This window comes from Dictyobacter alpinus (assembly GCF_003967575.1).
GTDB classification, from domain to species: domain Bacteria; phylum Chloroflexota; class Ktedonobacteria; order Ktedonobacterales; family Ktedonobacteraceae; genus Dictyobacter; species Dictyobacter alpinus.
The window spans coordinates 2,691,864-2,708,111 of sequence record NZ_BIFT01000002.1 but is presented as its reverse complement, the minus strand read 5'-3'; the positions used below and the strand labels follow the sequence as shown (position 1 = coordinate 2,708,111).

The following is a 16,248-nucleotide window of genomic DNA, read 5'->3' as shown; positions in this document are numbered from 1 at the left end:
CCGTAAGTTTTTCGGGCATGCTTTGCGCGACTTGACCAGAAGAAGTATGTTGATCAAAATACTTAAATACTATAATCTTACACTTATTATAAGGTTTAAATTAAGTCCTGTCAAGATTTTCTCTGCAATGGATAGTATGTATTGTTGGGCATGGTCCGTAGCCGCCATGACGTCATGTAAGCCCGGCGCCAGCGTGAAATGAACAGGATGATTCGTCGCAAACGGCATCTCATGCCCTTGTGTATCAGAGGGCTGCCAATTAGGATTATTGCCTGAATATGAACCATTCATCAGGTCATCAAAAGATCCATTTTGATACCAGGAGTCAGCCAGAGGGGAAGTTGGATTATTCGGCGTTGCCGATTTCGCGCTGCGCACAAATTCGTATCCAGTAAGTACGCCCGCGATCTCGCTTAAAAGACCCGCCGTCGTTTTGTCGCGATACGTTGCGCTGGTACTACTCGGTCCTACCACCCTGGCAGGATCAGGCTGGTACTCTGCAGCTCCTACAATTCCTGTGAGGAGCAGAACAAAAAAGAGTATGCGGAGAATCACGAACATCCATGTACGTGTATGCATAGAAGATCTCCTAGCACTAAAAGGCCGTCATTCCTGACTCATTCATCAAGGAAAGGGCTTTCACTCAGCTGAATCTAAGTGTACTGAGAGGAAAGCTTCCTGTCAAGAGGCGAAACGCTCTTTTTTCTCGCGCTACCTCTCATAATCTGGATATATACCGACTATTTTTGCTGGAATAGGCAAAAATAGTCGGTAAAAGATCTTGACAAACTGTTTTTAAACAGGTAATCTCTTTTCTAGATTAAGGAAAACCCTTTCCTTAATCTAGAAAAGTAGGGTCCCATTCAATGAGAAACCACTTTTCTCTGGCTCAAATAAGCGGAGGAGGAGACAGCGTGGCACAGGATAAAGAAAACACGGAGCGTATATTACGCCCCTTACCCACCTTAAGCGATGTCGCACAGGCTGCAGGTGTGGCACTAAGCACAGCATCGAAGGCCCTCAATGGACAGGGGAAACTCCGTCCAGAGACACGCGAACGGGTTCTTGAGGCGGCGAAGCAGCTTGGTTTTCGGCCCAACGACCTGGCGCAGAGTCTGGTACGCGGACGTAGCTTTACGGTAGGTCTACTATCGACTGACAACTATGGTCGCTTCAGCATTCCCCTCGTGACAGGCATTGAAGACGCATTGGTAAATGCACAGATTTCTGTATTTCTTTGCAATACTCTCGGGAGTCCAGAACGGGAGCAGCAACACCTTGATTCGTTGCTAGCCAAACATGTCGATGGGATTATTGTTACCTCGGATCGCACGAATTCACGTGCACCAATTGATCTAGGTAAACTTGATCTGCCTGTGATCTATGCCTATACCCGTGTTGAAGATCCCAATGTGCTCTGTATCTTACCGGATGATGAACAGGGCGCACGGTTGGCAGTGGAACACCTGATCAAGCAGGGCCGCCGTCATTTCGCACATATTACCGGCCCGGTTTATTTTGAGGCGGTGCAGCTACGAGCAAAAGAGATGCGAGCAGTTCTCGGTGAACATGATATCCCTTTCACTGAGCGACGGGTTCTTTCGGGAGCCTGGGAAGAAAGTTGGGGCTACGAGGCCGCAAACATTCTATTGGATCGTGATCCATTGATCGATGCAATCTTTTGTGGCAGCGATCAGATTGCGCGTGGTGTCGTTGATGGTCTCCGTGAACGTGGGATTCGCGTTCCTGAGGATATTGCAATTACCGGCTTTGATAATTGGGAGGTTATGGCCACAGCCGTTCGCCCACCCCTCACCACAGTTGATCTGAACTTGCACGAATTGGGCAAACTCGCCGGTACACGTTTGCTGCAGATGATCGATGGCCAGCGCCCAACTGGTATCGAGCGCGTACCATGTAGCCTGGTCGTCCGAGAGTCCAGCGCTGCTCAAAGCAAGAGTATACAAACCAAGAGCAAGATTCAACAACGAGAGGCATAACAGCGCTCATTATTTTTATTGTTTACTGCTCTGAGAGCAGAAAGGACAGTCTGATCTATGAAGATACGGGGTCTAGTAGGAGCTATGCTGCTTCCATTTCTTGCGCTTACTCTGATTTTAGCTGCCTGTGGGGGCACGAGCAACAGTAGTGGTTCTTCTGATAAAGTAACGATTACGTTCTGGAGCCGCGACAGTGATGCAGCTCTGGTTCAGCCTCTTATAGCTGCGTATAACGCCAGTCACAAAAATCAAATCAAATTGACGCTTATCCCAGCAAATAGCTTTGTGACCAAGTTTGGTTCAGCTGTGGCTAGTGGTGATGTGCCCGATCTGGTGGCGACCGACCTGGTGTATACACCTGCATTTGCTTCACAAAATCAATTAACAGATATCACCGATAAGGTGAAGGCACTGTCTTTCTTTGATAAACTCAGCCCTTCTCATGTACGCCTGGCAACCTATCAGAGCAAGATTTATGGCCTACCTTTTAGCGCCGAGGGCTCTTTCCTGCTCTACAACAAAGATCTCTTTAGCAAGGCTGGGCTTGATCCCAACAAGCCACCTACCACATGGGCACAGATGGAAAGTGATGCAAAAGCTATTACAAAACTGGGCAATGGCACCTATGGCTATCATATTTCGGGTGCAAACGGTGGCATTAATGCATTCACTTTCCTACCATTAATCTGGGCCAGCGGTGGCGATATTCTCAACTCTGATGGCACCCAGGCGACACTTTCGTCGTCGCCCCAAGTTAAGGATGCCTTGAACTTCTATCGTCGCCTATGGACTGGAGGCCTGGTTGATCCTGGCTCGAAAGTAGATGATGGCTCGAACTGGTTTACTGGTTTTGCTGCCGGCAAAGTGGGCATGGTGGGGGCTGGTGCCTTCGAGTTAAGTACGCTGAAAACCAAAAATAGCAATATTAACTTTGGAGTTGCGCCGCTGCCGGGTAAAAATGGTGGCTCGTCTGCTTTTGCTGGTGGCGATAATATCGTCATACCGAGTGGTTCACACCATCCTGATCATTACATCCGTGGAATCACTGCTGGCGCGGTCAAGGGCTAGCGCTGCTTTTCTCTCCACCATACTTTGACTGAAAGATAGAGGGTATCTCTTTATGACATCCAACTTGCTTGCTTCTCAGGTCACGTTTGCTCAAGAATCTTACTTACGCCCTGTGCCTTTTACACAGGTAAACATCGATGATGTGTTCTGGAAGCCGCGTATTGATAAGAATCGCTTACACACGTTACCCCATAGCTATCATCTTTTGCAAACGACTGGTCGCCTGGCGGCTTTTCGCCTGGATTGGGAACCAGGAAAAGGTGGCGAGCCACATATTTTCTGGGACTCTGATGTCGCGAAATGGCTAGAGGCCGCGAGTTATAGTCTGGCCAATGTGCCTGATACAGAGTTAGAAGCGCAAGTTGATGAGGCTATTGCACTGATCACGAGCGCGCAGCAACCAGATGGATATCTTAACCCGCATTTTACGATTGTTGAGCCGGAAATGCGCTGGAAAAATTTGCGCGATAACCATGAGTTGTATGGGGCCGGTCATATGATTGAGGCGGCGGTCGCGCATTTTCAGACAACGGGCAAACGTACCTTATTGGATGCGATGTGTCGCTATGCCGATCATATTGCGGCAACCTTTGGTACCGGCCCTGGTCAACTCAGAGGGTATGATGGACATCAGGAGATCGAGCTCGCTCTCGTGAAACTGTATGAAGTGACTGGCGAGAAGCGCTATTTGCAGGTTGCAGCTTACTTTGTTAATGAGCGCGGGCGCTCGCCCCATTATTTTGACGAGGAAGCTGTACGGCGTGGAGATAACCCCAGAGATTTCCAGCATCAGACCTACGAGTATAACCAGTCACATGTACCGGTTCGTGAACAGAAGGAAGTAGTTGGGCACGCTGTACGTGCGATGTATCTCTATTCAGCCATGATCGATCTGGCTCGTGAGACAGGTGATGGTACGCTGTTGGAGGCGTGTCATACGTTATGGGATCATCTTTGTCGTACGCGTATGTACGTCACAGGTGGTATTGGAACGTCTCGCCACAATGAGGGCTTTACCGCTGATTATGATCTTCCCAATGAGACAGCTTACGCTGAAACCTGTGCCGCTATCGGTCTGGTAATGTGGAGCCAGCGTATGCTTCGCCTTGACTGCGATAGCCGATACGCTGATGTGATGGAGCATGCACTGTATAACGGGGTGATAAGTGGCGTATCACAGGATGGTACGCTCTTTTTCTACGAAAACCCCCTGGCCAGTACCGGCCAGCATCACCGTCAACCATGGTACGATGTCTCCTGTTGTCCAACAAATATCGTACGCTTGCTGCCTTCGTTAGGACAATATATCTACGCAACCAATAAAGAGACACTTGCGGTTCATCTATATATTCAGAGCGAGGCGCGTGTATACGTGGGTGAGCAAGAGCTTACACTGCGTCAGCAAACGAATTATCCCTGGGAGGGAGCGATTGCGCTACGTTTGCAGATGAATGCTCCCACAGCTTTCCGCTTGAAGCTGCGCATACCTGGTTGGAGTCGCCAGAGTACGATCAAGGTGAATGGAGAAGACATCGATCTCAATGCGTGTTTGGAGCAGGGATATGCCACTATCGGGCGTGTGTGGAACGATGGGGACGAAATACAACTCGATTTTGCCATGCCTGTCGAGCGCGTCTACGCTCACCCCGCTATTTCATTCGATGTTGGACGTGTGGCGTTGCAGCGTGGTCCCTTGATATATTGTCTGGAGAGTGCGGACAATCCAGGAGCGCTGGAGAATATGTTCTTGCCTATGGATGCAGAGATTGAAGCGAGCTATGATCCTCAATTTCTGGGAGGAGCCGTGATTATCCAGGGTAAAGCGCTACGTTATGAGGAGGATGATTGGGCAGGTCAGCTCTACCGTACTACCCCTCCGCACCCTGTTTCTCATACCATGCGTGCCATTCCCTATTATCTCTGGGACAATCGCGAGCCGGGCGAGCTGCGCGTGTGGCTAAAAAGTTGCTAGAATAACCAGTGTTCTATGTATGGATAAAACACTGATATTGCCTCTTCCATTATATGTAGCAGGACCATACATTACCAGCGCACAGAAGAGATACCAACTCAGTTGGCATCATCTCTGTGTGCTGGCTCCCACCGGAATAGGACGAGAAGCATTTGGAATGGCTCAGAGTGGACTCCTTGTATTCAATGAACCATTATTTATGAAACACAAACATTTTATAATTCACTCTTTAAGGGCTCGGCGCTGTGAGGATGTACGTTATCCAGGGTAGATTCTTTACGCAAATCGTACAAAGGGAGACCGGTACGAGCCACTACCAGTGCATTGAGCGCCTGGATCTGTTGTACATGTTCTTCCAGCGGAATAGTAGAAGTCATAAGCATCTGAAAAAAACCAGGACGACGCACAACTTCAGTCCAGCGCACTATATCGGTCATGCTAGATAACTCGTAAGTAAGCGAGGATTGATTGCGTTGTGCTCCCCAGGTATGATATACCGCAAAAAGTCTCGCCTCTTCCCAGCGTACCAGACTCTGCTTATTTCCACTAAACATCGATATTGCTTGCTCAGTAACATCTACGATCTGCCGTTGCCGGCGCAATACAAAGATAAGTAGTGACACAATCAAGAAAAGAAAAAATACAACCACACACACAACCACAAGAATTGATGTATCACTCAATAAACTCACCATAAAATCCTTCGAAGTCCAAGCGACCAATCCTAGATAGGGAACGAAAAGTATCACTACCATTCCCATAAATTTTAAAAGGGTACCTTTCCCATAGCGAAATGTAAGTGTACAGGGCAACGACAGCCCGGCAGCACTAGACGCAGGCTGTTCAGCTGCCAGCAGCGAGAGATCGCCCCTGACGGTCGCAATGCGCAGCCGTTCTATATGTTTCCAGTATTGCCATTGCCGGTAACTCAACATAGATGAAAAAGCATTCAACAATAAAACGCTAGTAAGGGGAATTTCACGTAAAAGAAACGGCACAAATTTACTTTCAGCAAAGATAAAGCCTACAAACAATAAAATAACCAGAAACGCAAATAGCGCTATTATAGATATAAAGAACGTAAGAAATTGGTTTTTAAAGATTGCAATTAATGGATTAGCACGAATTGTTCTGGCCATAAATGGCTCCATCATATCCTCCCTGAACATGCCAGCCATAGTGGCATGATAGCCCGATTGAGGCTGCTTTATTACCCACAGGAAATCGTCCTGAGAGGGCGCTCATCTACGGACACGTAAGATATGAATGAATAGGAGACAAAATTAAGGAATTACGCAAGATATAATATCTTCAGAGTAAAAGAGTTGGCCTCCATCAACCTTGAAGGTATCGAAGATGCAGGCCACAGGCTCTGATCCAGCTCTCATGAATGGAATTCAGAGATTACCTCAATTGGACCCACAAGCTGGCGATTAAACTCCTCCAGGTACTCGGCTGGTATCCAATATTCCAGGTGAACCGCACCGCCAACCTGGCGCACCTCATAGCGATCCAGAAACGCTTTGTGCACCTGGAAACGCGTCACATAGCCCGAATGCCCATCACGCGCATTCCAATCACACGCAATCTGGGTGGCATATCCCTCATTCAAGACAGGATAAAAGATAGGCTGCCAGTATAAACGTGGCGGAAAGGCAGTCCACTCGCTCTCTCGAATCAACGCCAACTCCTCCTCCCCCACCGGCCGAAACAGTACAACACCCTCACTCGAGATAGACTCATTCTGAACCATAGCGTCACCTTGCTTTCACAGGAATGCAACAAACTAAAAACCGTAGAACATTCAGAGCATTTACCACTACCCTGCCCCTCATGACAGCGTATATAGCGCGGGTCTCATTGATTAGGCCTGCTTATAAAGTATGCCGCAACGAACAAAAGAAAAGAGAAGCTAAAAGTTACCAATCCAAAAATAAGCATTATCAATAGTATACCCGGAAATGAATGAGTAAAAAAAAAGGTCAAGTAAATAAGCAGTGAGCAAAAATTGCATATTGCTGCAATTAAAAAAACTCTGCGATTATGAGGCCTTCGCATATGTACTTCCTTTCAAGCAAATATTATCGATTAAATAGTACATCTACTAAGACTCGGTGTAAATGTGATTACTACATGGCGGTAAAATGTGGTAATTATTTGACGTCACACCAGCATGGCCTTTTTCTTCTCCTGGCGATGGGGAGAGCTTTGCTGGCTGGTTTAAGAGATTACCCTTTTTTTAGTTAACTACACATTTATGATGATTTCAGTTCTTACGAATAAATCTTTTGTAGTATAAAGTAATTTATGTGACACGCACTTAGAATTGCTATAATTGTAGTGAACATATTTATAGAGAAAGAAGTTAATAAAACAACTTCCTTCTCTATGATTGAAGATTGAATAGAAGGAGTCCTACTTATGTTCCGCTCTTACCTCATTTGGACAAAAGTGACAAAGAAACAGCGAAATAATACGCTTTTTATAACTTTATTACTATTTATAGCAGCATTATTGTATTTAAATTACATATTACCTCAAATGTACTTGCTTAACTTTATTTACATTATCATGGCCGCGTTCATTTTTTATTGCGATGTTCTCTTTTTTATTTCATTTCAACAGGCTATGCGTACAGAAAAATTCTCTTGGCATCAATCCAAAGATCTTTGGTACTTTTTTTTCTATACTGGAGGATTTGTATTTATTGTTACACTATTTCTCCTCGTGCATAGACTCCTTTCTCCTACCGTTGGTTTTGTTATTGTTTTTCTTTTTTTTGTAGATGTAGTTCTATTCTCGATCCTCATCGCAAAGAATGCGTAAAATCAAAATTAGTCATTGTATAATGCTTCTCCAAAGTGTGGCACAAGTATAAAGCTGTTCAAGCTAGCTATGTGTAGTTGAGCATATTTTGATTACCTACGACAAGGGATCCTTCTCAGTCATCATCGAAAGTACAAATGAAACAGGATTATGATACCGTCATAGACATCATTGGTGTAAATGTGATTACTTGATGACGTGGTTTTTTGTCAATTCTATGACGTCTATCACAGACAGCTTTCCTCAGTCGGGCACTTAGCCTACGCGGTTGAGGTGTGTATCCTTAAAGATTGTAGGATACTTGAGGCCGAAGCCGAGAAGGCGATCGAGCCCGATGTGGGAGAGCCAGATCAGGGCGAACAGCAGCAGGAGTGGGTTGCTGATGAGCAGGGAGATTGCAAGCAGGGCGATGGGTAGAACATAGGTATGGATGAGGTTGTACACGTATGCTCCTATATGGGTGTTGATGAGGTAGCCGAGTGCGGAGAGATCTGGTATGAAGAGGAGCAAGATGTACATCAGCCAGTTACCTCCATGCTGTGCGTAGAGGAGCAGGGTGAGGAGAAAAACGCTGGCCCCTTCGAGGCGCAGGAGGATGGCGGGCGTGAAAATTTTTGTGGTGTTCATGCTGTTTTCCTTTGTCTGATTTTTAATGATTACCGGATGATCTGGTTTGAGGGATTTCAGGGATGATGCTGACCAGCAAGTAGGCCCAGAGGTCGAAGCCTGGCAGAGGGAGAGTACCCAGATTGCCGGGCAGGAAAGGCAGGTCGGCATGGTGTACGAGCAGGTCAAAAAGCCTACTGATCCGATGCCGGCCTCGTCGGCAAGTTCAGCACCGGATGTCATCACCTCGCAGGTGTTCAAGCCCACTCTAGGTATGGGCGTGCTCGGTGAGGAAGGGCAGGGTCGGGATCTTTGCCAGTTCTCTGGCGACTGGCCTGTTCATCTGTCTCAGCATTAAGGTTGGTGCCAATCGGCTCATTACCTTCAGGACATTGCTTACCCCGGGCCGAATTTCCTCGGTATCCTTTTCGAGACCTCTTAGCGCTACCCGCACCATCTTGTCAACATTCATCACGCCTGAGCTCTGGTTGTTAAGCGCGTCCGAGCCAAAGTTGTCCATGAGCGGAGTGCTCGTGGGAGGCGGGGCTAACTCAAACACTTTGACAGGTGTGCCGTGCAGTTGGATGCGCAGGGATTGGGTATAGGAATGGATGGCAGCCTTGGTGGCGCAGTAAATGGGTGCACTTGCCAGCGGCACAAAAGCCAGTCCTGATGACATGTTGATGATAGCAGCCTGACGCTTCGTTGTGAGAAACGGCAAAAACTGCTCGACCATGCGCACAGGCCCCAGCAGATTAATAGCAATCTCATGACCGATATCCTGTAGCCCGTGCTGTCCTTGGAGGCTTAGCATGCGCATCTCCCCGGCATTGTTCACCAGCACATTGAGATCGGGAAAATCGTGCGTCACACGTTGATAAAGCGAGACGATGGCCGCCGGGTCGCTGACGTCGCTCTGATAGGTATGCATATCTGGGAATTGTCTCTGTACCTCTTGAAGTTTGTGCGGATCTCGTCCCGTAATGAGAACCGTGTTCTGCCGTTTATAAAGCTGTATTGCGAGTTCCAAGCCGATCCCGCTGGTACCACCGGTAATTAAGATGGTGCTGCCTGAAAGTTTCATGCTGCATTTCCTTTCGCCTAACTTTTTTATCACGCTGACAATTTATGTCATATTGTCAGTATAGACACATTGACAATATTTGTCAAGGTAGTAAAATATGAATGGGTCAAGCGGTCTGGAAATATTACGCCACTCGCTTCCCACTCTTCCTGAACCGGTTTTTACATTAGATGTATGCAAAGGGGTTGTGATGACACAAAGCAAAGAAGAGCAAGTGCTGAACGCTGCTCGTAAGATCTTCATGAGATATGGTTTTAAGCGCGCCACGATGAGCGATCTGGCGGAAGCAGCGCAGATGTCGAGGCCGGCATTATATCTCATCTTCTCTTCTAAAGAAGAAGTCTTTCAGGCTCTCATCACCCAGATCTTCTCCGAATTGCTACATGACGTGCGTAAAGAAGTGAGTACGCACGAGGAGGTTGCTGATCAGTTGACCAGCGCGTTCGAGGTCTGGTGTGTGCGCCCATTTGAAATGATCCAGGCCTCACCCGATGCAAGAGATATCCTCGAGAGTGGCTATGCATTCGCTACCGAGATAACAATGGGAGCGTTTGCTGAATTTGAAACGATCCTCTCGGATATTCTACGGCCTCTCATGAGCGATCAAGCAAATCTTTCCCTCTCTCCTGAGCAACTGGCCCATATTCTAAACACCGCCACACAAGGCTTCAAAGAATCGGCTTCGTCTGCCATGCAGATCCGACAACTGATCAAAGGGTTAATCACCATCGTCCTTGCCGGCCTGAACCACTAGCGAACAGCATCATAGCACAAGAAGTTCTCACTTTTTTAAACAAACATACGAACGTGTAGAAACGTGATGGAAAAGAAATAGAATGGATAGATCTATTCAGGTCAAAAGTTCATTTGCACATGACAACTGGCGTCTTTTATAAACTATCAAGAATGTGCCACAATGATGTTAGAGCCTTTGTTATGAATTAAGGAAGGAAGCTTTGAGCTATGCAACATTGGATTTGTGTGACCTGTGGTACCCAGTTCTCGGCCAGCCAGGAGCCGCCTCGGGAATGTCCGATCTGCCTGGATCAGCGCCAGTATGTTGGTCATCAAGGCCAGCAATGGACAACGATGGACGCGATGAGCGCGGAAGGTCGCAGCAATACACTCAAACATCATGAGCCACATCTGCTGGGCATTGGCACAACCCCCAAATTCGCCATCGGCCAGCGCGGCCTCCTTGTGCGCAGCGAGCACGGCAATGTCCTGTGGGACTGCATTAGCTATCTGGATGACGAAACCTACGAGACCGTCAAGGATCTGGGGGGTATTTCAGCGATCGCGATCTCCCATCCACACTATTATTCAAGCATGGTCGAATGGGCCAGGCGCTTTGACGCGAAGATTTATCTACATGCCAACGATCAGCAATGGGTCATGCGGCCAGATGAGCGTATCATCTTCTGGACAGGTGAAACCCAACAACTACCCGGCGATATCACCTTGATACGCCTGGGTGGACACTTCCCAGGCGGAACCGTCCTGCACTGGCCCCAGGGAGCCGAAGGCAAGGGGGCGCTGCTCAGCGGAGATATCATTACAGTGGTCGCCGATAATCGCTGGGTCAGCTTCATGTATAGTTATCCAAATTTGATTCCGCTACCAGCCAGCGAAATCCAGCGTATGCGCAACACTATCGCACCCTACACATTCGATCGTATCTACGCAGCCTGGTTCGAAGCCATCGTCCCACAAGATGCCCATGATGCCGTCATGCGTTCGGCAGACCGCTATATCGAAGCCCTGCAAACCGTCCTTCCCGTACGTCAGGGATAAAAAGAGGCACGCGAACTTAAACAATTGGTGGTCTGAGGAAAGCGCTCGCTGGAGACGTATGTACGCTCTGACGAAACATGAGCAAACTACTCTTATCCAAGGAACAGAACAATGGCACCTGGTAAGCAATATGTGAAGGCTATTTCTGAAGAAAACGGAGGAGATATGATCACTGAAGGTCAGATGAGACTGGTTCGCTGGTGTTTTCTCGCCAGTTTAGTGCTGTTCATTCTGAGCAGCATTATACAATTACTTGAACATCCAGCAGTTGCGATACATGGTGGAACCGAAATACGTATCTATCTGAGCTTATATGTACTGGCATTACTCATTTATGGCTGGTTCGCACTCTTTCGCACCCATACAGGAACAACAGACGAACGTGTTGCTCTCCAACAGGGAACATGTTGGGGGCTTCTTTGTGGAACGATATGGGCGATCGAACTGTTGGTGGGCAATTTTCCGCTCGCTCCATCAGGTCCGTTCATGCTCATCCTCTATAGAGGCTCATCATTGCTCGGGTTTCTGCTCCCGGTGTTCCCCAGTCTGCTTACGGGATGGCAGACCGGACGCATCTCTCCAGGAATTCAGGCTGGTTTACTCTGTGGGATGTTGGGCGGATTGATGATTTTCTTAACCTGGCTATTGTTTTCAGTTCCTCTTTTTCAGGTGGGATTGAGTGACCAGCAGACCATTACAGAATTTCGGCACAGCGGCCTCCCAGACATTATCACCTACATAGCTGGTGATTGGCTGGCCGCTCTGATCGGTCACCTGTGGATTGGCTTAATCACGGGCCTGCTCCTGGGCGTTCTCGGAGGAACTATTGGGAAAAGCGCCCGTTTGTCCTGGAGGTCTTCTGAAACACAAAACTGATCCAGCGATGAAAGACGATATCTGCTTTTTTCATCAGGTTCGCCAACCGCTCTATCCGCGCCGTTAGGAGGCTTGTTAGCCATAATAGATCATCTAAATCCTTTGTTGTTTCGTATTAAAGGAGACAATTGGCCTGCGGGGCCAAAGCGAGAGGATGATGTGGGAATGTGTATTGTTCAGCTTGCTTATTTTGAACTTATGTTCTATAGTGTAAATAAGCACAGGGAAATAAGTGAGCATTGAGCTGAAAGGATAATTTTCATGAGTCAAGACGACCATGCGACCAATAATAAAAAGACAACAACCGAGAACGATCAAAGTGCCGAGCTGCGTAAATCACCGATGATGGCCCATCTGCTGGATGCCCTCCAGAAGAAAGAGGATATCGGTCATTATGGCCGCCTGACCTTTGTGATGATTGCGCGCCACTTCTTGCCGGATGAGCAGATCGTGGAGTTGCTAAGCGGTCAACCCGATCATAATGCGACCGATTCACAGGCCTTGCTGACCCAGGTCAAGCAGCGCAACTATAATCCTCCCAAGCGCGAGCGCATCCTGGAATGGCAGTCACAACAGGACTTCGCGATCTGTCCCGATCCTGAGAATCCTGATGCCTGTAATGTCTATCAGGAACTGACGTTCCCTTCTGAGATCTTCGATCAGATTAATGATTATCACGAAGCTCAGGTAAAATCGCAGGAACAGTAATAATACTACTTCTTTGTTCTGTTCCCTCCCCCCAACAAGAATCAGTGGCCGTTTAAAACGGCTGCTGATTCTTGCTTTTTAGGATAACGGCTTACTCCGCGACCACCGCTATATGCTCATCGCGAAGCAAATATTGGCTGGTCAGGGAATGGTGGGCGTCGAGGAGTTGGCGTGGGGTCCCTTCAAAGATGACCTTACCACCTTTGTTGCCGCCTTCAGGTCCCATGTCGATGATCCAGTCGGCATTGCAAATGATGTCGAGGTTGTGTTCAATGACAATAACGGTGTTTCCGCCATCAACCAGACGGTTCATGATCTCCAGTAAATGCGTGATATCGGACATGTGCAGGCCGGTGGTTGGCTCATCCAGTACATAGATACTGCCATGCTTGTGCAGTTCACCGGCCAATTTGATGCGCTGACATTCACCACCAGACAGGGTGCTGAGCGGCTGGCCGAGCGTCAGGTAATTCAGGCCAACATCGCTCAGCGCTTGCAACTTTGTGGTGATGCCGCGTATCTTAAAGAAGGGCAGCGCCTGCTGGATAGTCATGTTGAGCACATCGGCAATGGATTTGCCATGCAAGTGATAGGTCAGCACCTCTTCTTTGAAGCGCTTACCCTGGCAGACTTCACATGGCAAGGCCACACTATCTAGGAACGCAAGATCGGTATAGGTCACGCCAAGGCCCTGGCAGTTATCGCACGCCCCTTTGGAATTGAAACTAAACAGGCCCGCATCCACTTTGTTAGCGGCCGCAAAGGCCTTACGCAGCTCATCCATAATTCCAGTATAGGTTGCAGGATTGGAGCGCGTCGAGACTCCAACCGCCGATTGGTCAATCACGATCGCGCCCTCATGGCGCTTCAGGAAGGCCTGATTGATCAGCGAGCTCTTGCCGGATCCGGCTACACCTGTAACGACCGTCAGGACGCCTGTAGGAATATCTACACTGACATCTTTCAGATTGTTGATCGTCACATGGCTGACTGACAGCTTGCCTTTTGCCGCTCGAAACGAGCTCTTTGGCGAGGCACCATGTTTAAGATAGCGTGCCGTCAGGGTATCAGCCTCCATGAGACCCGCGAAAGTACCCTCATAGACAATCTTGCCACCATCGCTACCGGCATGTGGTCCCATATCAACCACATGGTCAGCCACCTGCATGACCGCAGGATCATGTTCAACCACAAGTACCGTATTATGCTTATCCCGCAAGGCGCGCAGCAAGCCATTCATACGATGGATATCCCGTGGATGCAGGCCGACACTGGGCTCATCGAAAATGTATAGTGTATCTACCAGGCCACTGGTCAGATGCTTGACGATTTTTACGCGCTGGGATTCACCACCAGACAACGTATCGGTCTCGCGATTCAGGCTAAGATAGCCCAGGCCGATATCCACCAGATGCTGCAAACGTTCAGCCAGCGTATCCACAATCGGAGCCAGCGCCGGATTCCGTATCTCCTTGACAACAGCAATCAGTTCATCCACCTCCATAGAAGCCAGGTCCGCAATAGTATAGCCATTGATTTTACAGCTCAGCGCCGCCTGGCTCAGTCGTGAACCCTTACACAAAGGACATGGCGCCATTGTCAGATATGGCTCGACATTTTTGCGCGTGCGCTCCGACAGGGTTTTGATGTCGCGATTGATAAACTTGCGATTAAACTTGACCACTACACCTTCATACGTAACCTGCAAAGGCTCACCGTTGATATCCATCGGAACCTTAAAGGGCCCGCCATACAACAACTGATCTATTTCAGCTTTAGTGTAATCGGACAATTTTTTATCTTTATCGAACAGATTAGAGCGTAAGTAGCTACCCCGTTCCCAATTAGCCAGGCCGGGCGCAATAATGGCCCCCTCGCTTAGCGACTTCGAGCGATCCACCAGTACATCAGTATCTACTCCTATCTTGCGACCCACCCCATTACACTCTGGACACATACCCTGTGGATCATTAAAGGAGAAGGCATTGGCATAGCCAACATAAGGCGTACCACCGCGCGAATATAAGACCCGCAGCAATGGTGCAATATCAGAGATCGTACCAACTGTAGAATGCGAGCCACCACCCAGACGTTTCTGATCTACAACCACCGCCATACTAAGATTCTCAATCGCATCCGCATCTGGCTGGGGATAGCGCGGCAGAAAGTTCCGCACAAACATACTGAAGTTTTCATACAATCGGCGCTGCGCCTCAGCAGCTATAGTATCAAAGACGATAGAAGACTTGCCTGAACCCGAGACACCAGTAAAAACCGTGATTTTGCGCTTAGGTAAGCGCAACGAGACATTCTTTAGATTGTTCTCGCGAGCACCCCGGATCTCTATATATTCCTGTGACATAGGCTTAAGCCTTTCCTTTTGCATAAAAAACATGGGCTAGAAAAAAAAGTTGAGGGCGTATCTTTCTTCCTTCTATCCTCTGCGAACCCGCTAGCGCATATGGCAACGCCCCAGACTATTGCAGAGTACACTATAGCAGAATCAAGGCGAAAAAACTTATCAGATCTTGCTCTTTCTGGCCGTTTAATGAAGTCTGGCAAACTCTATAATGCTGAGTAGACATGGAGAGATCTCTGCTCAAGGGACTAGATATCAAAGGGGCCAAGTTGCCAGTTGCTTGTGCGGGCCCAGTCTTCAGCAGCATCGATGATGATGTCACAGATAGGATCCTTGATATCATAATAGAACTCTATATCATCGGCATGCCGGCTAGCGAGATTGGTCTTGATCAAGCCATAGGCGGCACTAGCAACTGGATGGCTGCGTAAGTAATCGCGGAATAAGATCGGGTAGCGCTGGTTGGGGCGTCCCTACGCCCGGACATGCAGATGCATCGGACGCAGGTCAGCTGGTTGACGGAAATAGCGCTTCTCCCAATCTGTAGCTGGTCCTTCATAAAGGGGCGGGACATGATCGCTCACGATTCCAGGAGCCTGTGTGTAACCGAGCGTGCCAAGAAGAGTCACCAGCTGTGGCGTACAGGCAAAATCCGCAACCGTAATCTGCACATCAATAATATCTTTCGCCGCCAGATCAGGCACGGATGTAGATCCAATATGGTCAATACGCAATGCCAGATCGCCTAACGCCGCACGTAACGGCCGGGCCACCAGCATAAACTGCTCAGGCCAATCTGTATCATATGGAACAATAGTGATCATCAAATCCCCCTAAAAGTCTTTGTGGAATTACAATAAGCATAGATGAGCCAGAAAATATCGTAACACAGCACACAACGGGCCAGAATCAAGTGGGAGATCCCATTCCATCGCAAGCATACGAAGCAACCGCC

General features: G+C 48.3%; 13 protein-coding genes and 1 pseudogene. 7 read left to right on the top strand and 7 right to left on the bottom strand.

The window, feature by feature from the left end; all coding sequences use genetic code 11:
* Positions 1-69: 69 nt before the first annotated feature.
* Complete coding sequence (locus EL633_RS33380) at positions 70-579, bottom strand: hypothetical protein (RefSeq protein WP_126631527.1); 510 nt, start codon at positions 577-579, stop codon at positions 70-72.
* A 335-nt stretch (positions 580-914) separates the two neighbouring features.
* Between EL633_RS33380 and EL633_RS33375 the strand changes: the two genes are divergently transcribed.
* From EL633_RS33375 to EL633_RS33365, 3 genes are read left to right on the top strand one after another with little or no spacing between them, the layout of a single operon-like run.
* Positions 915-2,000 (top strand): LacI family DNA-binding transcriptional regulator, encoded by a 1,086-nt coding sequence (locus EL633_RS33375; protein ID WP_246039314.1) that lies wholly within the window; start codon positions 915-917, stop codon positions 1,998-2,000.
* Between the two features lie 57 nt (positions 2,001-2,057).
* Positions 2,058-3,068, top strand: a complete 1,011-nt coding sequence (locus EL633_RS33370; RefSeq protein ID WP_126631525.1) for an ABC transporter substrate-binding protein — start codon at positions 2,058-2,060, stop codon at positions 3,066-3,068.
* Positions 3,069-3,120: 52 nt separating this feature from the next.
* Complete coding sequence (locus tag EL633_RS33365) at positions 3,121-5,040, top strand: glycoside hydrolase family 127 protein (protein WP_126631524.1); 1,920 nt, start codon at positions 3,121-3,123, stop codon at positions 5,038-5,040.
* A gap of 215 nt (positions 5,041-5,255) precedes the next feature.
* On the opposite strand, the gene EL633_RS33360 is transcribed toward EL633_RS33365, so the two are convergent.
* From EL633_RS33360 to EL633_RS33340, 4 genes are all read right to left on the bottom strand, one after another.
* Positions 5,256-6,179: a hypothetical protein gene (locus EL633_RS33360; protein ID WP_126631523.1), complete on the bottom strand. Its 924-nt coding sequence runs from the start codon at positions 6,177-6,179 to the stop codon at positions 5,256-5,258.
* Between the two features lie 245 nt (positions 6,180-6,424).
* Positions 6,425-6,793 (bottom strand): hypothetical protein, encoded by a 369-nt coding sequence (locus EL633_RS33355; protein ID WP_126631522.1) that lies wholly within the window; start codon positions 6,791-6,793, stop codon positions 6,425-6,427.
* A 1,328-nt stretch (positions 6,794-8,121) separates the two neighbouring features.
* A complete protein-coding gene (locus EL633_RS33350; RefSeq protein WP_126631521.1) occupies positions 8,122-8,493 on the bottom strand; it encodes a DUF4260 domain-containing protein in 372 nt (123 codons plus the stop codon).
* A gap of 247 nt (positions 8,494-8,740) precedes the next feature.
* Positions 8,741-9,556 (bottom strand): SDR family oxidoreductase, encoded by an 816-nt coding sequence (locus EL633_RS33340; protein ID WP_126631520.1) that lies wholly within the window; start codon positions 9,554-9,556, stop codon positions 8,741-8,743.
* A gap of 190 nt (positions 9,557-9,746) precedes the next feature.
* On the opposite strand from EL633_RS33340, the gene EL633_RS33335 reads away from it, so the two are divergent.
* From EL633_RS33335 to EL633_RS33320, 4 genes are all read left to right on the top strand, one after another.
* Positions 9,747-10,310, top strand: a complete 564-nt coding sequence (locus EL633_RS33335) for a TetR/AcrR family transcriptional regulator (RefSeq protein WP_161982662.1) — start codon at positions 9,747-9,749, stop codon at positions 10,308-10,310.
* 209 nt (positions 10,311-10,519) lie between these two features.
* The gene (locus EL633_RS33330; RefSeq protein WP_126631518.1) at positions 10,520-11,350 is read left to right on the top strand and encodes an MBL fold metallo-hydrolase; all 831 of its coding nucleotides are present in this window, start codon (positions 10,520-10,522) and stop codon (positions 11,348-11,350) included.
* Between the two features lie 111 nt (positions 11,351-11,461).
* A complete protein-coding gene (locus EL633_RS33325) occupies positions 11,462-12,226 on the top strand; it encodes a hypothetical protein (protein ID WP_126631517.1) in 765 nt (254 codons plus the stop codon).
* 261 nt (positions 12,227-12,487) lie between these two features.
* Entirely contained in the window at positions 12,488-12,934 is a 447-nt protein-coding gene (locus tag EL633_RS33320) for a hypothetical protein (protein WP_218027634.1), read from the top strand.
* 91 nt (positions 12,935-13,025) lie between these two features.
* On the opposite strand, the gene EL633_RS33315 is transcribed toward EL633_RS33320, so the two are convergent.
* Positions 13,026-15,296 carry an ATP-binding cassette domain-containing protein gene (locus EL633_RS33315; RefSeq protein WP_126631516.1) on the bottom strand — a complete coding sequence of 757 codons (2,271 nt, stop codon included), beginning with the start codon at positions 15,294-15,296 and terminating at the stop codon, positions 13,026-13,028.
* 245 nt (positions 15,297-15,541) lie between these two features.
* Positions 15,542-16,072, bottom strand: a pseudogene (locus EL633_RS37735) (GrpB family protein).
* Positions 16,073-16,248 lie beyond the last annotated feature (176 nt).

What these genes read in the sequence shown, in the direction of transcription:
- EL633_RS33380 (WP_126631527.1), bottom strand. Translation starts at nt 579, where the DNA reads ATGCATACACGTACATGGATGTTCGTGATTCTCCGCATACTCTTTTTT.
- EL633_RS33370 (WP_126631525.1), top strand. Translation starts at nt 2,058, where the DNA reads ATGAAGATACGGGGTCTAGTAGGAGCTATGCTGCTTCCATTTCTTGCG.
- EL633_RS33365 (WP_126631524.1), top strand. Translation starts at nt 3,121, where the DNA reads ATGACATCCAACTTGCTTGCTTCTCAGGTCACGTTTGCTCAAGAATCT.
- EL633_RS33360 (WP_126631523.1), bottom strand. Translation starts at nt 6,179, where the DNA reads ATGGCCAGAACAATTCGTGCTAATCCATTAATTGCAATCTTTAAAAAC.
- EL633_RS33355 (WP_126631522.1), bottom strand. Translation starts at nt 6,793, where the DNA reads ATGGTTCAGAATGAGTCTATCTCGAGTGAGGGTGTTGTACTGTTTCGG.
- EL633_RS33350 (WP_126631521.1), bottom strand. Translation starts at nt 8,493, where the DNA reads ATGAACACCACAAAAATTTTCACGCCCGCCATCCTCCTGCGCCTCGAA.
- EL633_RS33340 (WP_126631520.1), bottom strand. Translation starts at nt 9,556, where the DNA reads ATGAAACTTTCAGGCAGCACCATCTTAATTACCGGTGGTACCAGCGGG.
- EL633_RS33335 (WP_161982662.1), top strand. Translation starts at nt 9,747, where the DNA reads ATGACACAAAGCAAAGAAGAGCAAGTGCTGAACGCTGCTCGTAAGATC.
- EL633_RS33330 (WP_126631518.1), top strand. Translation starts at nt 10,520, where the DNA reads ATGCAACATTGGATTTGTGTGACCTGTGGTACCCAGTTCTCGGCCAGC.
- EL633_RS33325 (WP_126631517.1), top strand. Translation starts at nt 11,462, where the DNA reads ATGGCACCTGGTAAGCAATATGTGAAGGCTATTTCTGAAGAAAACGGA.
- EL633_RS33320 (WP_218027634.1), top strand. Translation starts at nt 12,488, where the DNA reads ATGAGTCAAGACGACCATGCGACCAATAATAAAAAGACAACAACCGAG.
- EL633_RS33315 (WP_126631516.1), bottom strand. Translation starts at nt 15,296, where the DNA reads ATGTCACAGGAATATATAGAGATCCGGGGTGCTCGCGAGAACAATCTA.